This is a genomic window from Roseiterribacter gracilis, from assembly GCA_018332375.1.
GTDB lineage: Bacteria > Pseudomonadota > Alphaproteobacteria > BOG-932 > Roseiterribacteraceae > Roseiterribacter > Roseiterribacter gracilis.
Genome location: BOPV01000001.1, coordinates 1476045 through 1494205 on the forward strand (window position 1 = coordinate 1476045; position 18161 = coordinate 1494205).

Here is an 18161-nt window from a genome sequence, read left to right on the forward strand (position 1 = left end):
AGTCTGACGCGCTGCTTGACCCGGCGCCAGCGACCAGCATTCTGGCGGCCCCCCATGACTCACGCCCCCGCCGCCCCCAAAGAGGCCCACAGCGCCCCGACGCCGATGATGGCGCAGTATCTGGCGCTCAAGGCGGCACATCCGGACTGCCTGCTTTTCTACCGGATGGGCGATTTCTACGAATTGTTCTTCGAAGACGCGGTGGTCGCGTCGGCCGCGCTCGACATCACGCTGACCAAGCGCGGCAGCCACGAAGGCGAAGAAATCCCGATGTGCGGCGTGCCGGTGCACGCGCACGACGCCTATCTGGCGCGGCTGATCCGCAAAGGCTTCCGCGTCGCCGTTTGCGAACAAGTCGAAACCCCGGCCGAAGCGAAGAAGCGCGGCAACAAGGGACCGGTCGCGCGCGACGTGGTGCGCGTCGTGACGCCGGGCACCTTGACCGAAGACGCGCTGCTTGAAGCGCGCGCGCACAATGCACTGGCCGCACTCGCCGAAGTCGGCGGGCAATTGGCGCTCGCCTGGTGCGATCTGTCGACCGGCGGTCTGTGGCTCGAAGCCGTCGCGCCCGCCGGCGCCGCCGCTGCGCTCGGCCGTCTCGATCCCGCGGAGTTGTTGCTGCCCGACAAGCTGCTGCAGCGCGAGGCGCTGTTCGAGCTGCTCAACGACATGAAGCCGCGTTTGACGGTGCAGCCCGACGCGCGTTTCGACAGCGAGAACGGGCGCCGTCGTCTATGTGCGCTGTACGAAGTCGAAACCCTGGACGGGTTCGGCACGTTCACCCGCGCCGAAATCGCAGCTGCCGGCGCGCTGGTCGATTACGCGCTGCTGACGCAGCGCGGAAAGCTGCCGCGCTTTCAGGCGCCGCGCGCGCTGGCGCAAGGCGGCTCGCTGTCGATCGATCCCGCGACGCGCCGCAATCTCGAATTGGCGCGCACGCTGACCGGCGAACGCAGCGGCAGCCTGCTCGACACGATCGATCGCACTCTGACCGGTTGCGGCGCGCGTCTGCTGGCGAGCCATCTGGCGCTGCCGCTGACCGAGCCGGCTGAGATCGAGCTGCGCCAGGAATCAGTGTCGTTCTTCCTCGGCGCCGACGACTTGCGCGACCGCGTGCGCGCCTTGCTGCGCGGCCTGCCGGACCTCGAACGCGCGCTGGCGCGCCTGTCGCTGGGACGCGGCGGTCCGCGCGACGCCAAAGCGATCGCCGACGGGCTGACCGGCAGCGGCCAACTTGCCGCGACGTTGAAAGACAGCGCGCCACCTGCACCGCTGGCGGCTGCGATCGACGCGCTGACGCAACGCGACGGCCTCGCCGACAAGTTGCATCGTGCGTTGGGACCGGACCTGCCGCTGATGACGCGCGACGGTGGGTTCGTTGCGGTTGCCTGGTCGCCCGAACTCGACGAGCTGCGCACCTTGCGCGACGACGGCAAACGCGTCGTTGCCGGGCTGCAGTGGAAATACGCGACCGCGACCGGCATCAACACGCTCAAGGTCAAGCACAACAACGTGCTCGGCTATTTCCTCGAAGTGCCGGTGGCGCAGGCCGAGAAGCTGCCGCGCGAAACCTTCCTGCACCGGCAGACGATGGCCGGCGCGATGCGCTTCACCACGGTCGAATTGTCGGACCTCGAACGCAAGATCGCCGAAGCAGCCGACAAGGCGCTGGCGATGGAGCTGACGATTTTCGAACAGCTCACCGCCGACATTCTTGCCCACGCCGAAACGATCGTGCGCGCGGCGAATGCGATTGCCGAGTTGGACGTCGCTGCCAGCAACGCGACGGTCGCGCTCGAACGGCGCTGGGTCCGGCCGGTGGTCGATCTTTCGCGCGTGTTCGAAATCACCGGCGGACGTCATCCGGTCGTCGAAGCGGTGCGTGCGCGCAGCGGCGAGAATTTCGTCGCCAATGATTGCCGTCTCGTGCCCGACGATCGCGTCTGGTTGGTGACCGGCCCGAACATGGCGGGTAAGTCGACGTTCCTGCGCCAGAACGCGTTGATCGCAATCCTGGCGCAGATGGGAAGCTACGTGCCCGCCGACACTGCGCATATCGGTGTGGTCGATCGTCTGTTCAGCCGCGTCGGCGCCGCCGACGATCTTGCGCGCGGTCGCTCGACCTTCATGGTCGAGATGGTCGAAACCGCATCGATCCTCAATCAAGCCACCGATCGCAGCCTGGTGATCCTCGACGAGATCGGGCGCGGCACCGCGACGTTCGACGGCCTGTCGATCGCCTGGGCTTGCGTCGAACATCTGCACGAAACCAACAAGTGCCGCAGCCTGTTCGCGACGCACTATCACGAATTGACGGCGCTGCAGACGCGCCTGCCCGCCCTGTCCTGCCGCACCATGCGCGTCAAGGAATGGCAGGGCGGCATCGTGTTCCTGCACGAAGTCGCAGCCGGTACGGCCGACCGGTCGTACGGCATCCATGTCGCAAAGCTCGCCGGTCTGCCGGCGCCGGTGATCACGCGCGCCGAAGAAGTGCTGACCCTGCTTGAACAAAGCGAACAGTCGGGCGCCGTCACCAAACTGACCGACGATCTGCCGCTCTTCCGCGCCAGCAGTCCGGTGCACCCGGCAGCTTCGCGTTCTTCGCACCCGGCCGATCCGCTGCTTGCGGCGTTGGGCGATGCCGATCCTGACACGATGGCGCCGCGCGAAGCGTTGGAGCTGCTCTACCGGCTCAAAGCTTTGTTGCCGCCCGCAAGCGGGGCGTAACGCTTCCTCGCTTGAAGAAAGCGCCGGGTTTCGGTCACGATCTCGCCCAAGGAACCTGGGAGGGATCGAGATGACGGCCTGGTCGCGTTGCCTATTCTTCGCTCTGACCTTGGTCGCGCTGCCTGCCTGGGCCGCGGACGACCCCGCCAAAGCCAAGCTCGACTACCAACGGTTCGTGCTGCCCAACGGGCTGACTTTGATCGTGCACGAAGACAAGCGTGCGCCGGTCGCCAGCATGGCGCTGTTCTTCCACGTCGGATCGAAAGACGAAGTCGCGGGCAAAACCGGTTTTGCGCATTTGTTCGAACATCTGATGTTCACCGGCTCGGAAAACGCGCGCAGCAAACATATCCAGGCGCTGGAAGAGCTGGGCGCGACCGGCGTCAACGGCACCACCAGCAACGACGTCACCAATTACTACGAGACGGTGCCGATCGGCGCGCTGGAACGGCTGCTGTGGCTTGAGTCCGATCGCATGCGGAATCTCTTGGGCGGCGTCGACCAGGCGCGGCTCGACGAACAGCGCGGCGTGGTCAAGAACGAGAAACGCCAACGCGAAGCCACCGCCGAGGCGCGCCGCGGCCAGCGCGTCAACGCGGTCCTCTACCCGGTCGGTCATCCGTACCATCACAGCGTCATCGGCTCGATGGAGGATCTCGACCGCGCGTCGCTGGACGACGTGAAGCAGTTCTTCCGCAACCATTACGGCGCCGCCAACACGGTGATCGCCGTGTCGGGCGACGTCAAAACCGACGACATCAAAAAACGCATCGAATATTGGTTCGGCGACATTCCTGCCGGCCCGCCGCATGGGCGGCGCTTGGAACAAGTGCCGGTGCTGCAAGAACGCATCGTCGACCGCGTCACCGACAGCGTTTCGGCGACCTGGATCACGCGCGCTTGGCCGACCGCCGGCATCCATGACGACGACATGATCTATTTGACCTTGATCGGCCCGCTGCTCGCCGACGGCGACGCATCGCGGCTGCGCAAAGCCCTGGTGCGCGACAAGCAACTCGCCAACCGCGTCAGCGCCGGTGTCGCGCGCCGCGAACTGGCGGGCTATGTCGACATCGAATTCGATCTGCGTCCGGGCGCCGATGCCGACGCGGCAATCGCCGAACTCGACAAGCAGATTGCGGAGTTTCTCAGGACCGGACCGACCGATGCTGAACTGAAACGCGCCAAAGCGCGCTATCTGCTTGGCACCACGCGCAACCTCGAGACGACGTTGAGTCAGGCGCAAACCTTGGCACGCAACGAGACCACCACGGGCGATGCCGGCTACGCCGTCAAAGTGCAGGAGAAGATCGCCGGCGCCACGCGCGAAGACGTGCGCCGTGTCGCAGCGAAATGGATGAGCCGCGGCTATTATCAGCTTCGCACCGATCCGGCGCCGACCAACGAAGTTGCAACCGCGGTCGATCGCAGCAAACCACCCGCCGTCACCGCCACCGCAGCACCGCCCTTCCCGACACCGGTGGAATGGACTCTGTCGAACGGCATCAAGGTGACGCTGGCTGAGCGTCACAACTGGCCGACCGTCGACTTGGCGGTGATGAGTCCGGGCGGAGCGCTCAGCGACGGCGGCAAGCGCGGTCTTTCCAGCATGGCGATGGAGATGCTGGCGAAAGGCACGTCGAAACACGACGTGGTCGCGATCCAGGACATGTTGCGCGACGACGGCGCATCGATCAGCTCGTACAGCGCGATGGAGTTCAACTATGTCCGCGTCTCGATGCTAAGCGGCGCGCTCGACCGCCCGGTCGAGCTTGCGTCCGAGATGCTGCGCAGCGCGAACGTTCCGGAAGCCGAGTTGGAGCTGCTGCGCAAATCTCGCCTAGCCGCGTTAAAGCAGCAAGGCCTGACCGCACCCAGCGCGGTCGCGCTGGCGATCAATCCTGCTTTGTTCGGGCCCGGCCACCCGTACGGGCTGACAACGACGATGGGAACCATCGAGTCGGTCGCGCAGATCACGCGCAACGACATCGCCGACTATATCGCGACCTGGATTCGTCCCGACGTCATGACGATTGCGGTCGCGGGCGACATCACGCGGGAACGAGCGACGCAACTGCTGGAAGCGCAGTTCGGCCGCTGGGCCAAACCAGCGACGCCCGCACCGTCGCTGGCCAAGCCGCCGATCTTGCCGGTCGCTTCCAAGACGCGGCTGTTATTGATCGACGTGCCGCGCTCGCAACAAGCGACGGTGGTCGTGGCGCATCTGATTGCGCCCGACGATCGCTCCAGTGAAACCGAGCATGCGTTCACCAACGCCGTCTTCGGCGGCAGTTTCGGCTCGCGCATCAATCTCAACATTCGCGAGTCGAAAGGTTGGTCGTACGGCGTACGCTCCGCCGTCAGTAGCGGCCGCGGCCAACATGCCTGGTCCGCGAGCATGGCGGTCGAGCGCGATCACGCCGGCGACGCAATCACCGAGTTGAAACGCGAGCTCGCCGACATACTCGGCCCCAAGCCGATCACGGATGCCGAAGTCGACCTGCGCCGGACCCAGTCGCTGGCGGCCTTGGCCGGGCAGAACGAAACCAACGGCTCGCTACTGGCGCAGCTGATGTACGATCGCTCGGTCGATCATCCGCTCGACTATCCGTTGCACCGTGCCGAGCGTATCCGCGCCATCAATGTCGAGACCGCCAACAAGACGGCAAAGACGATGTGGCATCCCGACGGTCTGACCTGGATCGTCGCGGGTGACGCTGGCGTGCTGCGTCCGCAGCTCGAGAAACTCAACCTCGCGCCGATCGAGATGTGGACGCGCGAAGGCGGTGCGGTCGACGCGTCGAAGAAAGACGCGCAACCGACCGCGACGCCCAAATAGACAGGCTTAGACTCGGCGGCGCAAGCCGCCGAGATTGAGCAGGTTGCCGGTGAGGATCAGCGCCGCACCTGCTGCGGTGTAGAGATCGACGCGTTCGGCATAGACCAGCCAGCCGAGCAGTGCCGCCAGCGGCACGCGCAGAAAATCCATCGGTACGGCCACGGTTGCATCGGCGTGCTGCATCGCGCGTGCGTAGCAGTAATGCGAGAAGGTGCCGCAAAAGGCGATTACCAGAATCCACGGCCACAGATGCGCCGCCGGCCAGCGCCAGACATACAGCGCCGGCACGATCCCCAACGCCGTCTGCACGATCGTCATCCAGAAGATGATCGCGACCGCGCTGTCGGTGCGCGTCAGCAGCTTGGTCATGCCGACCGAGGTGCCGAAGCCGAACGCCGCCGCGATCATGATCAACTGTCCGGTTTCCACCGTGGCGAAGCCCGGCCGCACGATCACGACGACGCCGATCAACCCGAACGCCAGCGCGATCAACTTGGCCGGCGTGAAGCGTTCGCCCAGCAACGTCACCGCAAACAGCGCGGTCCAGATCGGCAAGGTGAATTCGATCGCGATCACCTGCGCCACGGGGATCAGCAGCAAGGCCGCGAACCAGCCGAATTGCGCGCCGTAGTGCACGCAGTTGCGCAGCACGTGCAAACCCAGACGTTGCGTGCGCATCGCCGCGAAACCGCCGGCCCGCCGCACCAGCGGCCAAAGCAGAAGGAATCCGATCACCGAGCGCAGCACCATGATCTGGAATACGTCCAGCTCACGCCCGACTTCGCGGCCCGCAACGGTGATGGTCAACATCGCCGCCAGCCAACCCGTCATCCAAAGCGCGGCGTTGCGATAGGCAGTGTTCATTGGTCCGGCATACCGAGCGGTGGAGTCACGCACCAGCGCACCAAGCGCACAGCTGGCCCTCATGTCCCCTCTCCCCGAGGGAGAGGGTTAGGGTGAGGGTTCATCCCACCACCGCATAACCCTCACCCTCCCACGCGCTCACGCGCGCGGGTCCCTCCCTCTCCCTCGGGGAGAGGGGTTTCAGCGCCCGGCGTTCAGCAGGGTGATGGCGATCCTCACCACCGACATACCCGCCCGTCTCGACCGGCTTCCATTTGCCGCCTTTCATCGTCGCGTCGTGATCGCGCTGGGCGTCACCTGGGTGCTCGACGGGTTGGAGGTCACGCTGGCGGGCACGCTTGCATCGGCGCTGCAGGAAAGCCCGGTGATGCAATTCGATCCGACCGATATCGGTCTCGCCAACGGCGTCTATCTTGCGGGTGCTGTGTTGGGTGCGTTGCTGTTCGGGCAACTCGCCGACCGGTTCGGGCGCAAGAAGCTCTTCACCGTCACCTTGCTCGTCTATCTGCTTGCGACTGCGGCCACCGGTTTTTCCTGGAACCTGGCGAGCTTCGCTTTCTTTCGCTTCTTCACCGGCGCCGGCATCGGCGGCGAATATGCAGCGATCAATTCGGCGATTCAGGAGTTGATCCCGGCGCGGCTGCGCGGCCGTGTCGATCTCGCGGTGAATGGCAGCTTCTGGGCCGGCGCCGCATTGGGCGCGATCGGATCGCTGACCTTGCTGTCGCCGGCAACGTTGGGCGTCGAATTGGGTTGGCGCGCCTGTTTTCTGATCGGCGCGTTGCTGGGCCTGATCGTTCTGTTCCTGCGCCGCCATCTGCCCGAAAGCCCGCGCTGGCTGATGACGCATGGGCGTGGTGCCGAAGCACATGCGGTCGTCGACGCGATCGAGCGCGACATCGCCGTCCCGCTGCAGTCGGTCACGACGACCGTGCGCCTGCACGACGATCACCGCGCGACCTTGGCCGACGCGGCGCGCAGCCTGTTCGTCCATCACCGCAAACGCGCGCTGGTCGCCTTGGCGCTGATGAGTGCGCAAGCCTTCTTCTACAACGCGATCTTTTTCAGCTGGGCGCTGGTGCTGACCAAGTTCTACGGCGTGTCGGGCGACGCGGTCGGCTGGTACTTGCTGCCCTTCTGCGTCGGCAACGTTGCCGGGCCATTGCTGCTCGGGCCGCTGTTCGATCAGGTCGGGCGGCGCAAGATGATCAGCGCAACCTACGCGCTGTCCGGCATCCTGCTGCTGATCGTCGGCGTCTTGTTCGCGCGCGATCTGTTCAGCCCGATCGGACTCGCCGTCGGACTCGCGGTCGTCTTCTTCGTCGCGTCAGCGGCGGCCAGCAGCGCCTATCTCACGGTCGGCGAAACCTTCCCGCTCGAAATCCGCGCACTGACAATTGCGATCTTCTATGCCGGCGGCACCGGCCTTGGCGGCATCGCAGCGCCAGTCCTGTTCGGCCGGCTGGTCGCGGGCGGCGAGCGCAGCGACGTGTTCTTTGGCTACGCGCTGGGGTCCGTGTTGATGTTGCTCGCAGCCGGCATTGTGGTTCGCTGGGGCGTCGATGCCGAACGGCGGTCGCTCGAAGACGTCACGCGCCCGCTATCGCACGCTGCAGAGTGACGCAACTGATCAAGAAGACTCCAAACCCGACCACTGTCTGGGTTTGGAGCCTGCATGATCAACGCGAAGAGCGGGATCAATGATCGCCCATATAGACGCGCACGTCGGGCGCGGCCTGCAGCAGCGGCTTCAACGCGGTGACGACGTCTTGCTGGAACAGCTCGCTCGAAAGATAGGCCTGTGCGTCCACTTCGTCGGTGAAGCTGTGCAGCACCAGCAGGTCTTCGTCGCGAATGAGAAGCTGCTTCGAGAGCGCGCCCTTCACCGTCTGCAGGAACGGCGGCTTGTACTTTGCGTACACGTTCGCCGCAGCAGGCCGATCGTTCGGGGCGATGTTGAGCGTGATTGCGACATAGGCTTTGTGCGCCGTAGGCATCGGGGACATTCCTTCTGGTTCAACGCCGCAGCCCGCGCAGACATCTGGCGCGGGCCGGCGATCGGAGATATGGAATGCGCCGATGGAATAGAGAAATTCTATTTCTTGATTGCACTCATAGTCATTACCTATAACTGCCGTCACCATGAACCTGCAGCAACTCCGCTACGCCAAAGCCCTCGCTGAATGCGGCTCCTTCGTCCAAGCGGCCAATCAATGTGCCGTGACACAGCCGACGCTTTCCAATGCGATCGCCCAACTGGAAAGCGAGCTGGGTCATCAGCTCTTCGCGCGCACCACCAGAACAGTCCGCCTTACCGAAGCCGGCGAGTATCTGCTGAACGGCATTGCCGATGTTCTTCGCGCCCAGGCAGCCCTGCTGGCCCAAGCACGCGCGCTGGCCCATCCCGAGAAGAAGCTTCTGCGCGTCGGCGTATCGCCGGTGATCGGCGTTAAATTCGTGGATCTGGTGATCGAGCCGTTTCGTCACGAGAACCACGACATCGAAGTGATCTTTCGCGAGCTGAATCTGGCGGAGATGATTGCGCTGCTCAAAGCGGGCCAGCTCGATTTCGTGTTTGGTCCAGTCGAGGCGACGCCGACCAGCCTGCCGGGTTTTGGCAGCGCCCTCTTCCACGAAGAGCCGTTGGTCTTCGTTCCAAGCGCCAAGAGCAACTACGCCCGAACCAAATCGGTCACGCTCAAAGACATCGCCGACGAAACGTTTGTGATGGTCCCAGATGCGTGCGGCCTGACACAAACGACGCGCGCCGTATTCAAACGGCGCCGCGTGAAGCTCAACGAATATCGCGGCCAGGCGATGAGCTACGGCGTGTTGCAAGAATGGGCCGAGCTTGGCATCGGTTCGGCCATCCTGCCGCGATCAAAGCTGCGCGCGGGGCGCGGACAGGAAATCACCATCAGCGACGGTGGCGATGCTCTTCAGATCCACTATCGCGCACTTTGGCGACGCGACTCCAGCACGCCACCTGCAGTCAAACACCTCGCCAGCTTTCTGCGCGACGTCGCCCCCTCGATCATCCAGGGGCTGGCCTAGACGAGCTAAGCGATCGCGCGCTGCGGCGTAGCATTGTCGGCCAATGCCAGCGCCTCGGCGCCGTCGATCGTACCGACATCGATCAGCCGATCGGCGATGCGGTGCAGCGCGTCGCGTTCGTCGTTCAGCACGCGGCAGGCGCGCGCATAGGCCTGTTCCAGCCGCGAACGCACTGTGTCGTCCAACGCGGCCAGCGCTTGCGGCGACATTTCGTGGCCGAGATAGGTCATCAAGCCGGTTTCGGGGAACATGCCGTAGCGGCCCGCCATTTCGCGGCACACCTCGGTCGCGCGTTGCAGGTCCGACGCGGCACCGGTCGTGGCGCTGCCATCGCCGAACACCAGCTCTTCCGCCGCACGACCGCCCAGCGCAATGGCCAAGTCGTCTTCCAACCGGTCGCGCGAAATCACGACCCGGTCGCGGTCGGGCAGTCGCAGCACGAACCCGGCTGCATCGCCGTGCGGAACGATGGTCACGCGCGCGACGCGATCGGAATGTTTGCAGCGCAACGCCACCAGCGCATGGCCGGCTTCGTGGATCGCGGCGACGCGACGATCGTCGTCATGCATCGACGACGATTCGCGCGCCACGCCGACCAGCACGCGATCCTGCGCGTAGTGGAACGACGCAGCCGCAACCTCGCGCAGACCTTGGCGCGCTGCATGCAGCGCCGCTTCGTTGACGAGATTGGCAAGGTCGGCGCCGCTCATGCCGATCGTGCCGGCGCCAAGCTCGGCGAGATCGACGTCGGCCGCCAATGGCACGTTGCGTGTGTGCACGCGCAGAATCTTCTCGCGGCCTTTCGCGTCGGGGCGCGGCACCTGCACGCGGCGATCGAAGCGACCTGGACGCAGCACGGCGGGATCCAGCACATCGGTGCGGTTGGTTGCGGCCACGACGACGATCCCGTCGCGCGACGACAGCCCGTCCATCTCGACCAGGAACGCGTTCAAGGTCTGGTCGTGTTCGCGGTCGCCGCCGCCATTCGGATTGGACGAACGTGCCGACGCCAACGCGTCGAGTTCGTCGATGAACAGAATGCAGGGCGCGGCCTTGCGGCATTGTTTGAACAGAGCGCGGATCTTGCGCGCGCCGTTGCCGACGAACAGTTCGACGAAGTCCGAACCCGATGCGGCGAAGAACGGCACTTCGGCCTCGCCCGCCAGCGCCTTCGCCATCAAGGTTTTGCCGAGACCGGGTGCGCCCGCCAACAACACGCCGCGCGGCACCTTGGCGCCGACCGCGATGTAGGGCGCGGGATCGCGCAGGTAGCGTACGACTTCCAGCAACTCGCCGCGCACTTCGTCGATGCCGGCGACGTCGTCGAGACGTTCGGCCGGACGAACCGCAAGCCGCGAACGCGTGCGCTGCCCCAACGGCGAGGCGCGCACGACGAGACCGATGCTGCTCAGCAGCAACAACACGAAGATGATGTCGAGCACTTCGCGAAAGCGCAGTCCCGGTACAACCGGATCGATGAAACGCGCATCGACGCCCGGGCGCACCAAGGCGCGAAGGAAATCGGATTGGCCCGGCACCAGCGTTTCGACGTGTTCGCCCGCTGTGGTTTCGATCCGCACCTGCGCGATGCCGCCAGGTACGATCTCGATACGTTTGATCTGACCGCCATCGGCCAGCGCGGTGACTTCCGAGAAGCTCGCCTGGCGCGCGACCGGTCGCGCGTCGCCCGTCATATCGACAAAGCGCGCGCCCAGCAGCGTCAGCACGACAACGCCAACGGCGATGCCGGCCACCAGATGCGGCGAACGACGGCGAAATTGGGACAAGCGGGCGGTCAGACGATCGATGACGCGTTTCATCGGCGGGGCCTTCTGCATCGGAAGGACGCCACCATGCCGATTGGTGTTTAACGAGAGGACAATCCAACTCGCGACAGACCAGCGCGGATTTTACGCGACGAGATCGCGATACGCGCTATCTCGCGCTCTCACGACGGAATGGCTAGGATGCCGAAAATCCGGTTTGGGAGTGTGAAATGCGCGATCGGTTCATTCTCATCCTCGCTCTCTTGGCTAGCGGCAGCGCCAGCGCGCTTGCCGAGCCGCCAACGACCGACCTGCTCTACCGCACGACGCCCGAAAAACTGAAGCCGCAGGAATTCCCCGCGAAACTTTCGGGCCCCAATCCGTTCTACCCAGAGCGCGCCCAGGAACGGCGTATCGAAGGCTCGGCGACCTTTCGCGTCACCACGGGTGCTGACGGCCGCGTTGTCAAAGCCGAACTGATTGGGGAAGAACCGTGGGGCTACGCCTTCGGCGAGAACGCGCAGAAGGCAATCGACCAATGGACATTTGGCGGCGGCGCCAAGACGTTCACCTACAAAGTGATGTTCAAACTCAAATAATGGCTCGTTCGATGCGCATCTTTCTCGCCGCGCTGTGCTTGTCGCTGACCCAGCCAGCATTCGCAGCCAGCGGACCGCCGGTGACCGCGCCGGTCGTGCGCACCGAGATCGATCAGTTCCGCAAAGTTGCCGGTCCCAATCCGACCTACCCGGCCCAAGCGCAGAGAGAAGGCATTACCGGCGTGGTCGGGCTGAAGGTCACGACGGACGCGCAATCGCGCGTAATCAATGTCGTCGTGCTGGATGAGACGCCGGCTGGCAACGAGTTCGGCCGGCACGCCGTCGACGTCATGAAATACTGGACGTTCGAGCCTGCCGCCGCGGGTAAGACCTTTCCGTATCGCATGACGTTCAAACTGAAATGACGACACGACTGTCCCTCTGCGCGCTATTGCTCGCGCTCGCGCCGGCTGCCTGCACGAACGACGCAGCGCGTACATCCGCCGTCGGACCTTCGTCGGACGTCGCGTCGGCGCTCGAACAAAAACGGTATCGCCGGGTGGCCGGCCCAATTCCGACCATGCCGCAGCGAGCCTGGGTGGAGCGCGTGGAAGGCCACGCCCGTGTCGAAGTCGTGACCGAGGCGACGGGCCGCGTCGTCGCGGCGCGCGTGCTTGAAGAAGACCCGGTCGGCTACGAATTCGGCGCGCACGCGCTGGCCGCCGTGAGCCGCTGGACCTTCGAGCCCGCCTCGGCCAGTCAAACATTCGCCTACACGGTCTATTTCAAATTCCGCTGACCGCTCTCGCTGCTTGACAGTCCCCACCCGAATTCACCAAGGTCCGGCCGTGGTGATTTGGCGACCCGCTTGCAGGCCACGTAAAACAAGCTGCTAAACGGTCAGGCCAGTCCGGTTCCGGCGCCTAGACCTTTGCGGGTCTGGGCGTTTTTGTTTTCGTCTCCCTACGCCAAGGCTTCGGGAGATAGAGGGTCGGACGATGAGCGAACAAGATTGGGCGAACGAGACGTTGCTGATCCATGCGGGCCGCTTGCGCTCGCAATTCGACGAAACGTCGGAAGCGATCTGGATGACGTCCGGTTACGTCTACAAGACCGCCGAAGAAGCCGAGTCCGCGTTCAAGAATGACGGCTCGCGCTTTGTCTATTCGCGCTATCGCAACCCGACCGTCGACATGTTCGAGCGCCGCATGGCGCTGTACGAAGGCGCCGAGCGCGCCTTCGCAACGTCGAGCGGCATGGCCGCCGTCTATGCGGCACTCGCCGCCGGCTTGAAAGCGGGCGATCGCATCGTAGCGCCGCACGCGCTGTTCGGCTCGTGCCTCTACATCATCAACGACATTCTCGGCCGCTTTGGCGTGCAGGCGACGTTGGTCGACGGCACCGATCTGGCGCAATGGCGCGAAGCCCTGTCGCGCCCGGCCAATATCGTGTTTCTGGAATCGCCGGCCAATCCGATGCTCGACATCGTCGACATTCGCGAAGTCGCAAAGCTGGCGCACGCCGCCGGTGCGCTGGTGGTGGTCGATAATGTGTTCGCGACGCCGGTGCTGCAGAAACCACTACAGCTTGGCGCCGACGTCGTCGTCTATTCCGCGACCAAACATATCGACGGCCAGGGACGCTGTCTGGGCGGCGTCATTCTGTGCAGCAATGCCTATGGCGAGAAAGTCGCACCCTTCCTGCGCCACACCGGCCCGTCTTTGTCGCCGTTCAATGCCTGGGTGTTGCTGAAAGGACTGGAGACGCTGGAACTACGCGTTGCGCGCCACGTCGAGAACGCAGCCAAGCTTGCAGCCGCGCTGGAACACCATCCCAAGATCGAACGCCTGTCCTATCCCGGCCTGAAATCGCATCCGCAGCACGCGCTGGCGGCGGCGCAGATGAAAGGCGGCTTCGGCAATCTGATCGCGTTCAACATCAAAGGCGGCAAGGACGGCGCGTTCGCTGCGTTGAACCGGCTGCAGCTGATCGCGATCTCGAACAATCTCGGCGATGCGAAGTCGTTGATCACCCATCCGGCGACGACGACGCATCAGCGCCTGACCGACGCCGAACGCGCCCGCGTCGGCATCACCGACGGGACGGTGCGTTTGTCGGTCGGCTTGGAGAATGCCGACGATCTGCTGAAGGATCTGACGAACGCGCTTGGGTGACGAGTCACAAGCTTGCAAACCACCACGACACCAAGAACACCACGCGAATGAGTTGGTGAGGCGTTCCCATCGCAAGGTGAGAGGGTTCTCCTGACGCGCTTCGCGCGTCGACAAAGCCATCACATCTTGCGACGTAAACTCGCCGCTGGCTGTGACTCGTGGCGTCGTGGTGGTTTGCTGACTACTGACTCAGCGGTCGCTCAATTTACGGTGCGCGCGCGGCTGACGACGTCGCCGACGCCGACTTCCAGTTCCAGGATGGTTTCGTAGTTGGCCTGACGGCGCGGGAAACCGCGCGTCAGCTCGTCCCAGATTTCGGCCGCGTGCTGCAACTGGCCGACGCCGCCGCCGATCGAATTGAACACGGTGCGCGAGCGGCGCAGGAAGCCGGTGAAGCGGCTCGATCCTTTGCCGTCCAGGAACAGCTCGTTGAACGCGCCTTCATATTCGCCGAGCTCGTCTTCGACCGCGCGCAGCACGGTGACGAGTTGCGCTTGCAGACCCAGCATCGCGCGTTCGACGTCGGGACGCAGCGCCGGCGCGAACCGCGGCAGGATGCGCGGTACGTCGAGGAACCAGCGCAGCATGTCGTGGACGCGCGGCTTCACGCGCGCATATTCCCACGCGAAATACAGCACGCCCTTCCAGCTATAAAAGATCTCAGCAGAATCGAGCGACGGCAGGCCGAACGCCTTGGACAGATTGTCCAGCGCCCGCGTGTCCTGCAGATCCCACAACGCGTCGATCAGACGTTCGAGCGCAGCGGCCGTACCGTGGCCGCCGACCACCTTGTCGAGGATCAGGCGGAAGCGGTCGCGAATGTAACGGCGGATCTCATTCCACTCGTTGTCGCTGATTTCGAAATAAAGCGGGCTGCAGGTAAGGCCAGCGCGCTCGAGCTTATCTTTGAGCAAAAATGGAGCAAAGGTCGGCAGCTCGTCGAGCGTGCGCAGAACCATCTTGTCGAAATCGAGCGCCTTGCGCCGCTCATCGACCGACAGATCCAGCAGCTCGGACATGCCGGCATCGAAGGTCCGCTGGCCGAAGAAGACCGTGCGACCGCCTTCGAGCGGGTTGGCGCCGTCGAACGGCAGATAGAGTTTGGTTGCGACCCGCGCACCTTCGAGCCCACCGTGGCGTTCACGCTGCAGCAATGCTTCCTTGATCAGAATCGTCTGATTCAGGATCGGCGTTTTGAACAACAGGCCCGGGTCGCCCGGCGGCAGCTTTGCGGTGACGCCAAGGCAGCTCAACACCCGTCCAGAGCCAGACTGCAAACAATGCTTGATCGGATCGATAGCCACGCCAGGTCCCTCGTACTGCCGGGTTCTGCTGACCCGGTCGGCGGCACTATAACGATCCAACTATGACTGTCGCCCTCCCCCATTCCCGTCCCCGCGCCCGGCGCTCGGGCTTCGACGTCGACGAATACGCCCCGGCGCTGGCACGCGTGCTGGGCGACGGCGATTCGGCCGAAGCCTCGCGCGCGGCCGTGATGGTGGCGTTGCGCCGCTCGCTCGAAAGCGGCCGCGAGGCGCTGGCGCGCCGATTGGCGCGAGACGATGACGGCGACGCGTACATGATCGATCACGCGCGCCTGCTCGACCGGATCGTGATGGCGCTGTTCGACTATACGACCGAACGGCTTTTCCCGGTTGCCAACCCGACCACCGGCGAACGTCTCGCACTGGTTGCACTTGGCGGGTATGGCCGCGGCGACCTGGCACCGTTCAGCGATCTCGATCTGCTGTTCGTGCTTCCCTACAAGCGCACGCCGCGCGTCGAGCAAGTGGTCGAACACGTCCTGTACACGCTGTGGGATCTCGGCCTGAAAGTCGGTCACGCGGTGCGTTCGATCGACGAATGTGTACGGCTTGCAAAAGGCGACGTGCTGATCCGCACCTCGCTGCTCGATCGCCGCTTCATCGCGGGCGATGCCAAGCTGTATCGCGATCTCGACCGCAAATATCACCGCAGCGTTGAAACCGGCAGCGAGACCGCGTACGTGCAGGCCAAGCTGGCCGAGCGCGACGCGCGCCACAAACGCTGGGGCGACAGCCGCTACGTGCTGGAGCCCAACGTCAAAGAAGGCAAAGGCGGTCTGCGCGACCTGCACACGCTGCAATGGATCGCGAAGACGCTCTACAAGGTGCACTCGATCGACGAGCTGGTGCCGCTGGGCAAGCTCACCGCCGAAGAAGCACAACGTTTCGCCAAGGCGCAGACCTTCCTGCGCACCGTGCGCTGCTGGTTGCAACTGACCGCCGGTCGTCTCGAAGACCGTCTGACCTTCGATCTGCAGACCGAGATCGGCCAGCGGCTCGCCTATACCGATCACGCCGGCGCCAAAGGCGTCGAGCGTTTCATGAAACACTATTTCCTGGTCGCCAAAGACGTCGGCGATCTGACGCGCGTGTTGTGCGCCGATTTCGAAACCTCGAGCGGTACGACGCGCTGGCAGTGGCTGCGCCGGTCGCGCCCGAAGAAGGTCGGCGGCTTTCTCGTCTCCGGCGATCGCCTCGACATTGCGCGCGACGATCAGTTCGCACGCGATCCGGTCGACATGATCCGCCTGTTCGCGACCGCGCATGACAAAGACTACGACGTGCATCCGCATGCGCTGCGCGCCATTCGTCGCGAGCTGCGCCGCATCGGTCCCGACGTGCGCGAAGATCCGGAAGCGAACCAACTGTTCCTGGATATTCTGACCGGACCGAAGAACCCCGAAACCACCTTGCGCCGCATGAACGAAGCCGGCGTGCTCGGCCGTTTCGTGCCCGACTTCGGCCGTGTCGTCGCGCAGATGCAATACGACATGTACCATTGGTACACAGTCGACGAGCACACGTTGCAGGCGATGGGCATTCTGCATCGCATTGCGGCCGGCGAGATGAAAGACGAGCTGCCGCTCGCCTCGGACCTGATCCAGCAAATCGCTTCGCACCGCGCTTTGTCGGTGGCGTTGTTGCTGCACGACATCGCCAAAGGCCGCGGCGGCGATCATTCGGTGTTGGGCGCCAAAGTCGCGCAGCATCTCGGGCCGCGCCTGGGCCTGTCGCCCGAAGAAGTCGAAACCGCGTCGTGGCTGGTGCGCTGGCATCTTGCGATGTCGGACGCGGCGTTCAAGCGCGATCTCGAAGACGAAGAAACCGTGCGTGCCTTCGCCGAGCTGGTGCAAAGCCCGGAACGGTTGAAGCTGCTGGCGATCCTGACTTCGACAGACATTCGCGCAGTCGGCCCCGGCCGCTGGAACGCGTGGAAGTCGGCGCTGCTGACCGAGCTGTATCTGCGCGCCGATGAATGGCTGGCGACGTCGAGCGATGAACAAGTCACCAGCCGCGCCCGTGCCCGCATCGACGCGCTGAAAGAAAACACGCGCACGCTGCTCACCGATTGGAGCGACGGCGAATTCGAGCGTTTCGCGCGCTTGGGTTCCGGCGGCTATTGGCTTGCGTTCGATCCCGCCGGCCACGCCCACCACGCCAGGTTGGCGCGCGAGGCGCAGCAGCTCGGCCGCGAATTCGTGCTGGCGACGCGCGACGATGTCGGCCGGGACGTCACCGAAGTCACGGTCTATGCCGCCGACCATCCCGGCCTGTTCGCACGCTTGGCGGGCGCGATTGCGTGGACCGGCCTCACCATCGTCGACGCCAAGATTCACACGCTGACCAACGGCATGGCGCTGGACGTCTTCTCGGTGCAGGACGCGAGCGGCAGTGCGCTCGAAGGCGAAAGCGCGCGCGAGAAGCTGACGCGTGCGGTCGAACGCGCGCTGGCCGGCAAGCTGCTTCTGTCGAAGGAACTGGCGCGCAAGCCGTCGTCCTTGCCGCGCCGGGCTCGCTCGTTCCAGGTCACGCCGCGCGTGCTGATCGACAATGGCGCGTCCAAGTTCCACACCGTGATCGAGATCAACGGCCGCGACCGCGCCGGCCTGTTGCACGCCTTGACGACGACATTGACGCGCTTGTCGCTGTCGATCGCAACCGCGAAGATCTCGACCTACGGCCACAAAGTCGTCGACGTCTTCTATGTGCGCGACGTGTTCGGCATGAAGATCACCGACGAAGGAAAGCTGGGCAAGGTCCGCGAAGCGCTGCTAAAGGCGCTGGCGGAACCGGAAGAAAAGAAAAGCGCGTAAGAACGATAAGAATCAGTTATTGATGGACTGTGGGCTGCGGCCCACGATGATGGGAGACGG

General features: G+C 64.4%; 13 protein-coding genes and 1 riboswitch. Of the genes, 9 read left to right on the top strand and 4 right to left on the bottom strand.

Going from position 1 to position 18161, the window contains the following annotated elements; translation table 11 throughout:
* Positions 1-54: 54 nt before the first annotated feature.
* Together mutS and TMPK1_RS07325 are read left to right on the top strand one after the other, a co-directional pair.
* Positions 55-2727, top strand: a complete 2673-nt coding sequence (gene mutS / locus TMPK1_RS07320; protein WP_420242307.1) for a DNA mismatch repair protein MutS — start codon at positions 55-57, stop codon at positions 2725-2727.
* Positions 2728-2797: 70 nt separating this feature from the next.
* Positions 2798-5566 carry a M16 family metallopeptidase gene (locus tag TMPK1_RS07325; RefSeq protein ID WP_420242308.1) on the top strand — a complete coding sequence of 923 codons (2769 nt, stop codon included), beginning with the start codon at positions 2798-2800 and terminating at the stop codon, positions 5564-5566.
* Positions 5567-5572: 6 nt separating this feature from the next.
* Here the strand turns inward: TMPK1_RS07325 and TMPK1_RS07330 are convergent, their stop codons facing one another.
* A complete protein-coding gene (locus TMPK1_RS07330; RefSeq protein WP_420242309.1) occupies positions 5573-6493 on the bottom strand; it encodes a DMT family transporter in 921 nt (306 codons plus the stop codon).
* Between the two features lie 142 nt (positions 6494-6635).
* Between TMPK1_RS07330 and TMPK1_RS07335 the strand changes: the two genes are divergently transcribed.
* Complete coding sequence (locus TMPK1_RS07335) at positions 6636-8051, top strand: MFS transporter (RefSeq protein ID WP_420242310.1); 1416 nt, start codon at positions 6636-6638, stop codon at positions 8049-8051.
* Positions 8052-8127: 76 nt separating this feature from the next.
* Here TMPK1_RS07335 and TMPK1_RS07340 read toward each other — a convergent pair whose 3' ends face one another.
* Entirely contained in the window at positions 8128-8427 is a 300-nt protein-coding gene (locus TMPK1_RS07340; protein ID WP_420242311.1) for a hypothetical protein, read from the bottom strand.
* A gap of 145 nt (positions 8428-8572) precedes the next feature.
* Between TMPK1_RS07340 and TMPK1_RS07345 the strand changes: the two genes are divergently transcribed.
* Positions 8573-9484, top strand: coding sequence for a LysR family transcriptional regulator (locus tag TMPK1_RS07345; protein WP_420242312.1), 912 nt, complete (start codon positions 8573-8575; stop codon positions 9482-9484).
* Positions 9485-9489: 5 nt separating this feature from the next.
* On the opposite strand, the gene TMPK1_RS07350 is transcribed toward TMPK1_RS07345, so the two are convergent.
* Positions 9490-11304 (bottom strand): ATP-dependent metallopeptidase FtsH/Yme1/Tma family protein, encoded by a 1815-nt coding sequence (locus TMPK1_RS07350; RefSeq protein ID WP_420242313.1) that lies wholly within the window; start codon positions 11302-11304, stop codon positions 9490-9492.
* Between the two features lie 176 nt (positions 11305-11480).
* Here TMPK1_RS07350 and TMPK1_RS07355 point away from each other — a divergent pair, with 176 nt between their 5' ends.
* The 4 genes from TMPK1_RS07355 to metZ all read left to right on the top strand — a co-directional run bounded on the left by TMPK1_RS07355 (position 11481) and on the right by metZ (position 13963).
* Positions 11481-11849: an energy transducer TonB gene (locus TMPK1_RS07355; RefSeq protein WP_420242314.1), complete on the top strand. Its 369-nt coding sequence runs from the start codon at positions 11481-11483 to the stop codon at positions 11847-11849.
* A gap of 11 nt (positions 11850-11860) precedes the next feature.
* On the top strand, positions 11861-12214 hold the full coding sequence (locus tag TMPK1_RS07360; RefSeq protein ID WP_420242315.1) for a TonB family protein: 354 nt from the start codon (positions 11861-11863) through the stop codon (positions 12212-12214).
* Between the two features lie 26 nt (positions 12215-12240).
* Positions 12241-12588 (top strand): TonB family protein, encoded by a 348-nt coding sequence (locus TMPK1_RS07365; RefSeq protein ID WP_420242316.1) that lies wholly within the window; start codon positions 12241-12243, stop codon positions 12586-12588.
* A 39-nt stretch (positions 12589-12627) separates the two neighbouring features.
* Positions 12628-12705: riboswitch (SAM riboswitch) on the top strand.
* 82 nt (positions 12706-12787) lie between these two features.
* Positions 12788-13963, top strand: coding sequence for an O-succinylhomoserine sulfhydrylase (gene metZ, locus TMPK1_RS07370; RefSeq protein ID WP_420242317.1), 1176 nt, complete (start codon positions 12788-12790; stop codon positions 13961-13963).
* A 200-nt stretch (positions 13964-14163) separates the two neighbouring features.
* Here metZ and TMPK1_RS07375 read toward each other — a convergent pair whose 3' ends face one another.
* Positions 14164-15216 (bottom strand): hypothetical protein, encoded by a 1053-nt coding sequence (locus TMPK1_RS07375; protein WP_420242318.1) that lies wholly within the window; start codon positions 15214-15216, stop codon positions 14164-14166.
* A gap of 113 nt (positions 15217-15329) precedes the next feature.
* On the opposite strand from TMPK1_RS07375, the gene TMPK1_RS07380 reads away from it, so the two are divergent.
* Positions 15330-18101, top strand: coding sequence for a [protein-PII] uridylyltransferase (locus TMPK1_RS07380; protein WP_420242319.1), 2772 nt, complete (start codon positions 15330-15332; stop codon positions 18099-18101).
* Positions 18102-18161: the final 60 nt, after the last annotated feature.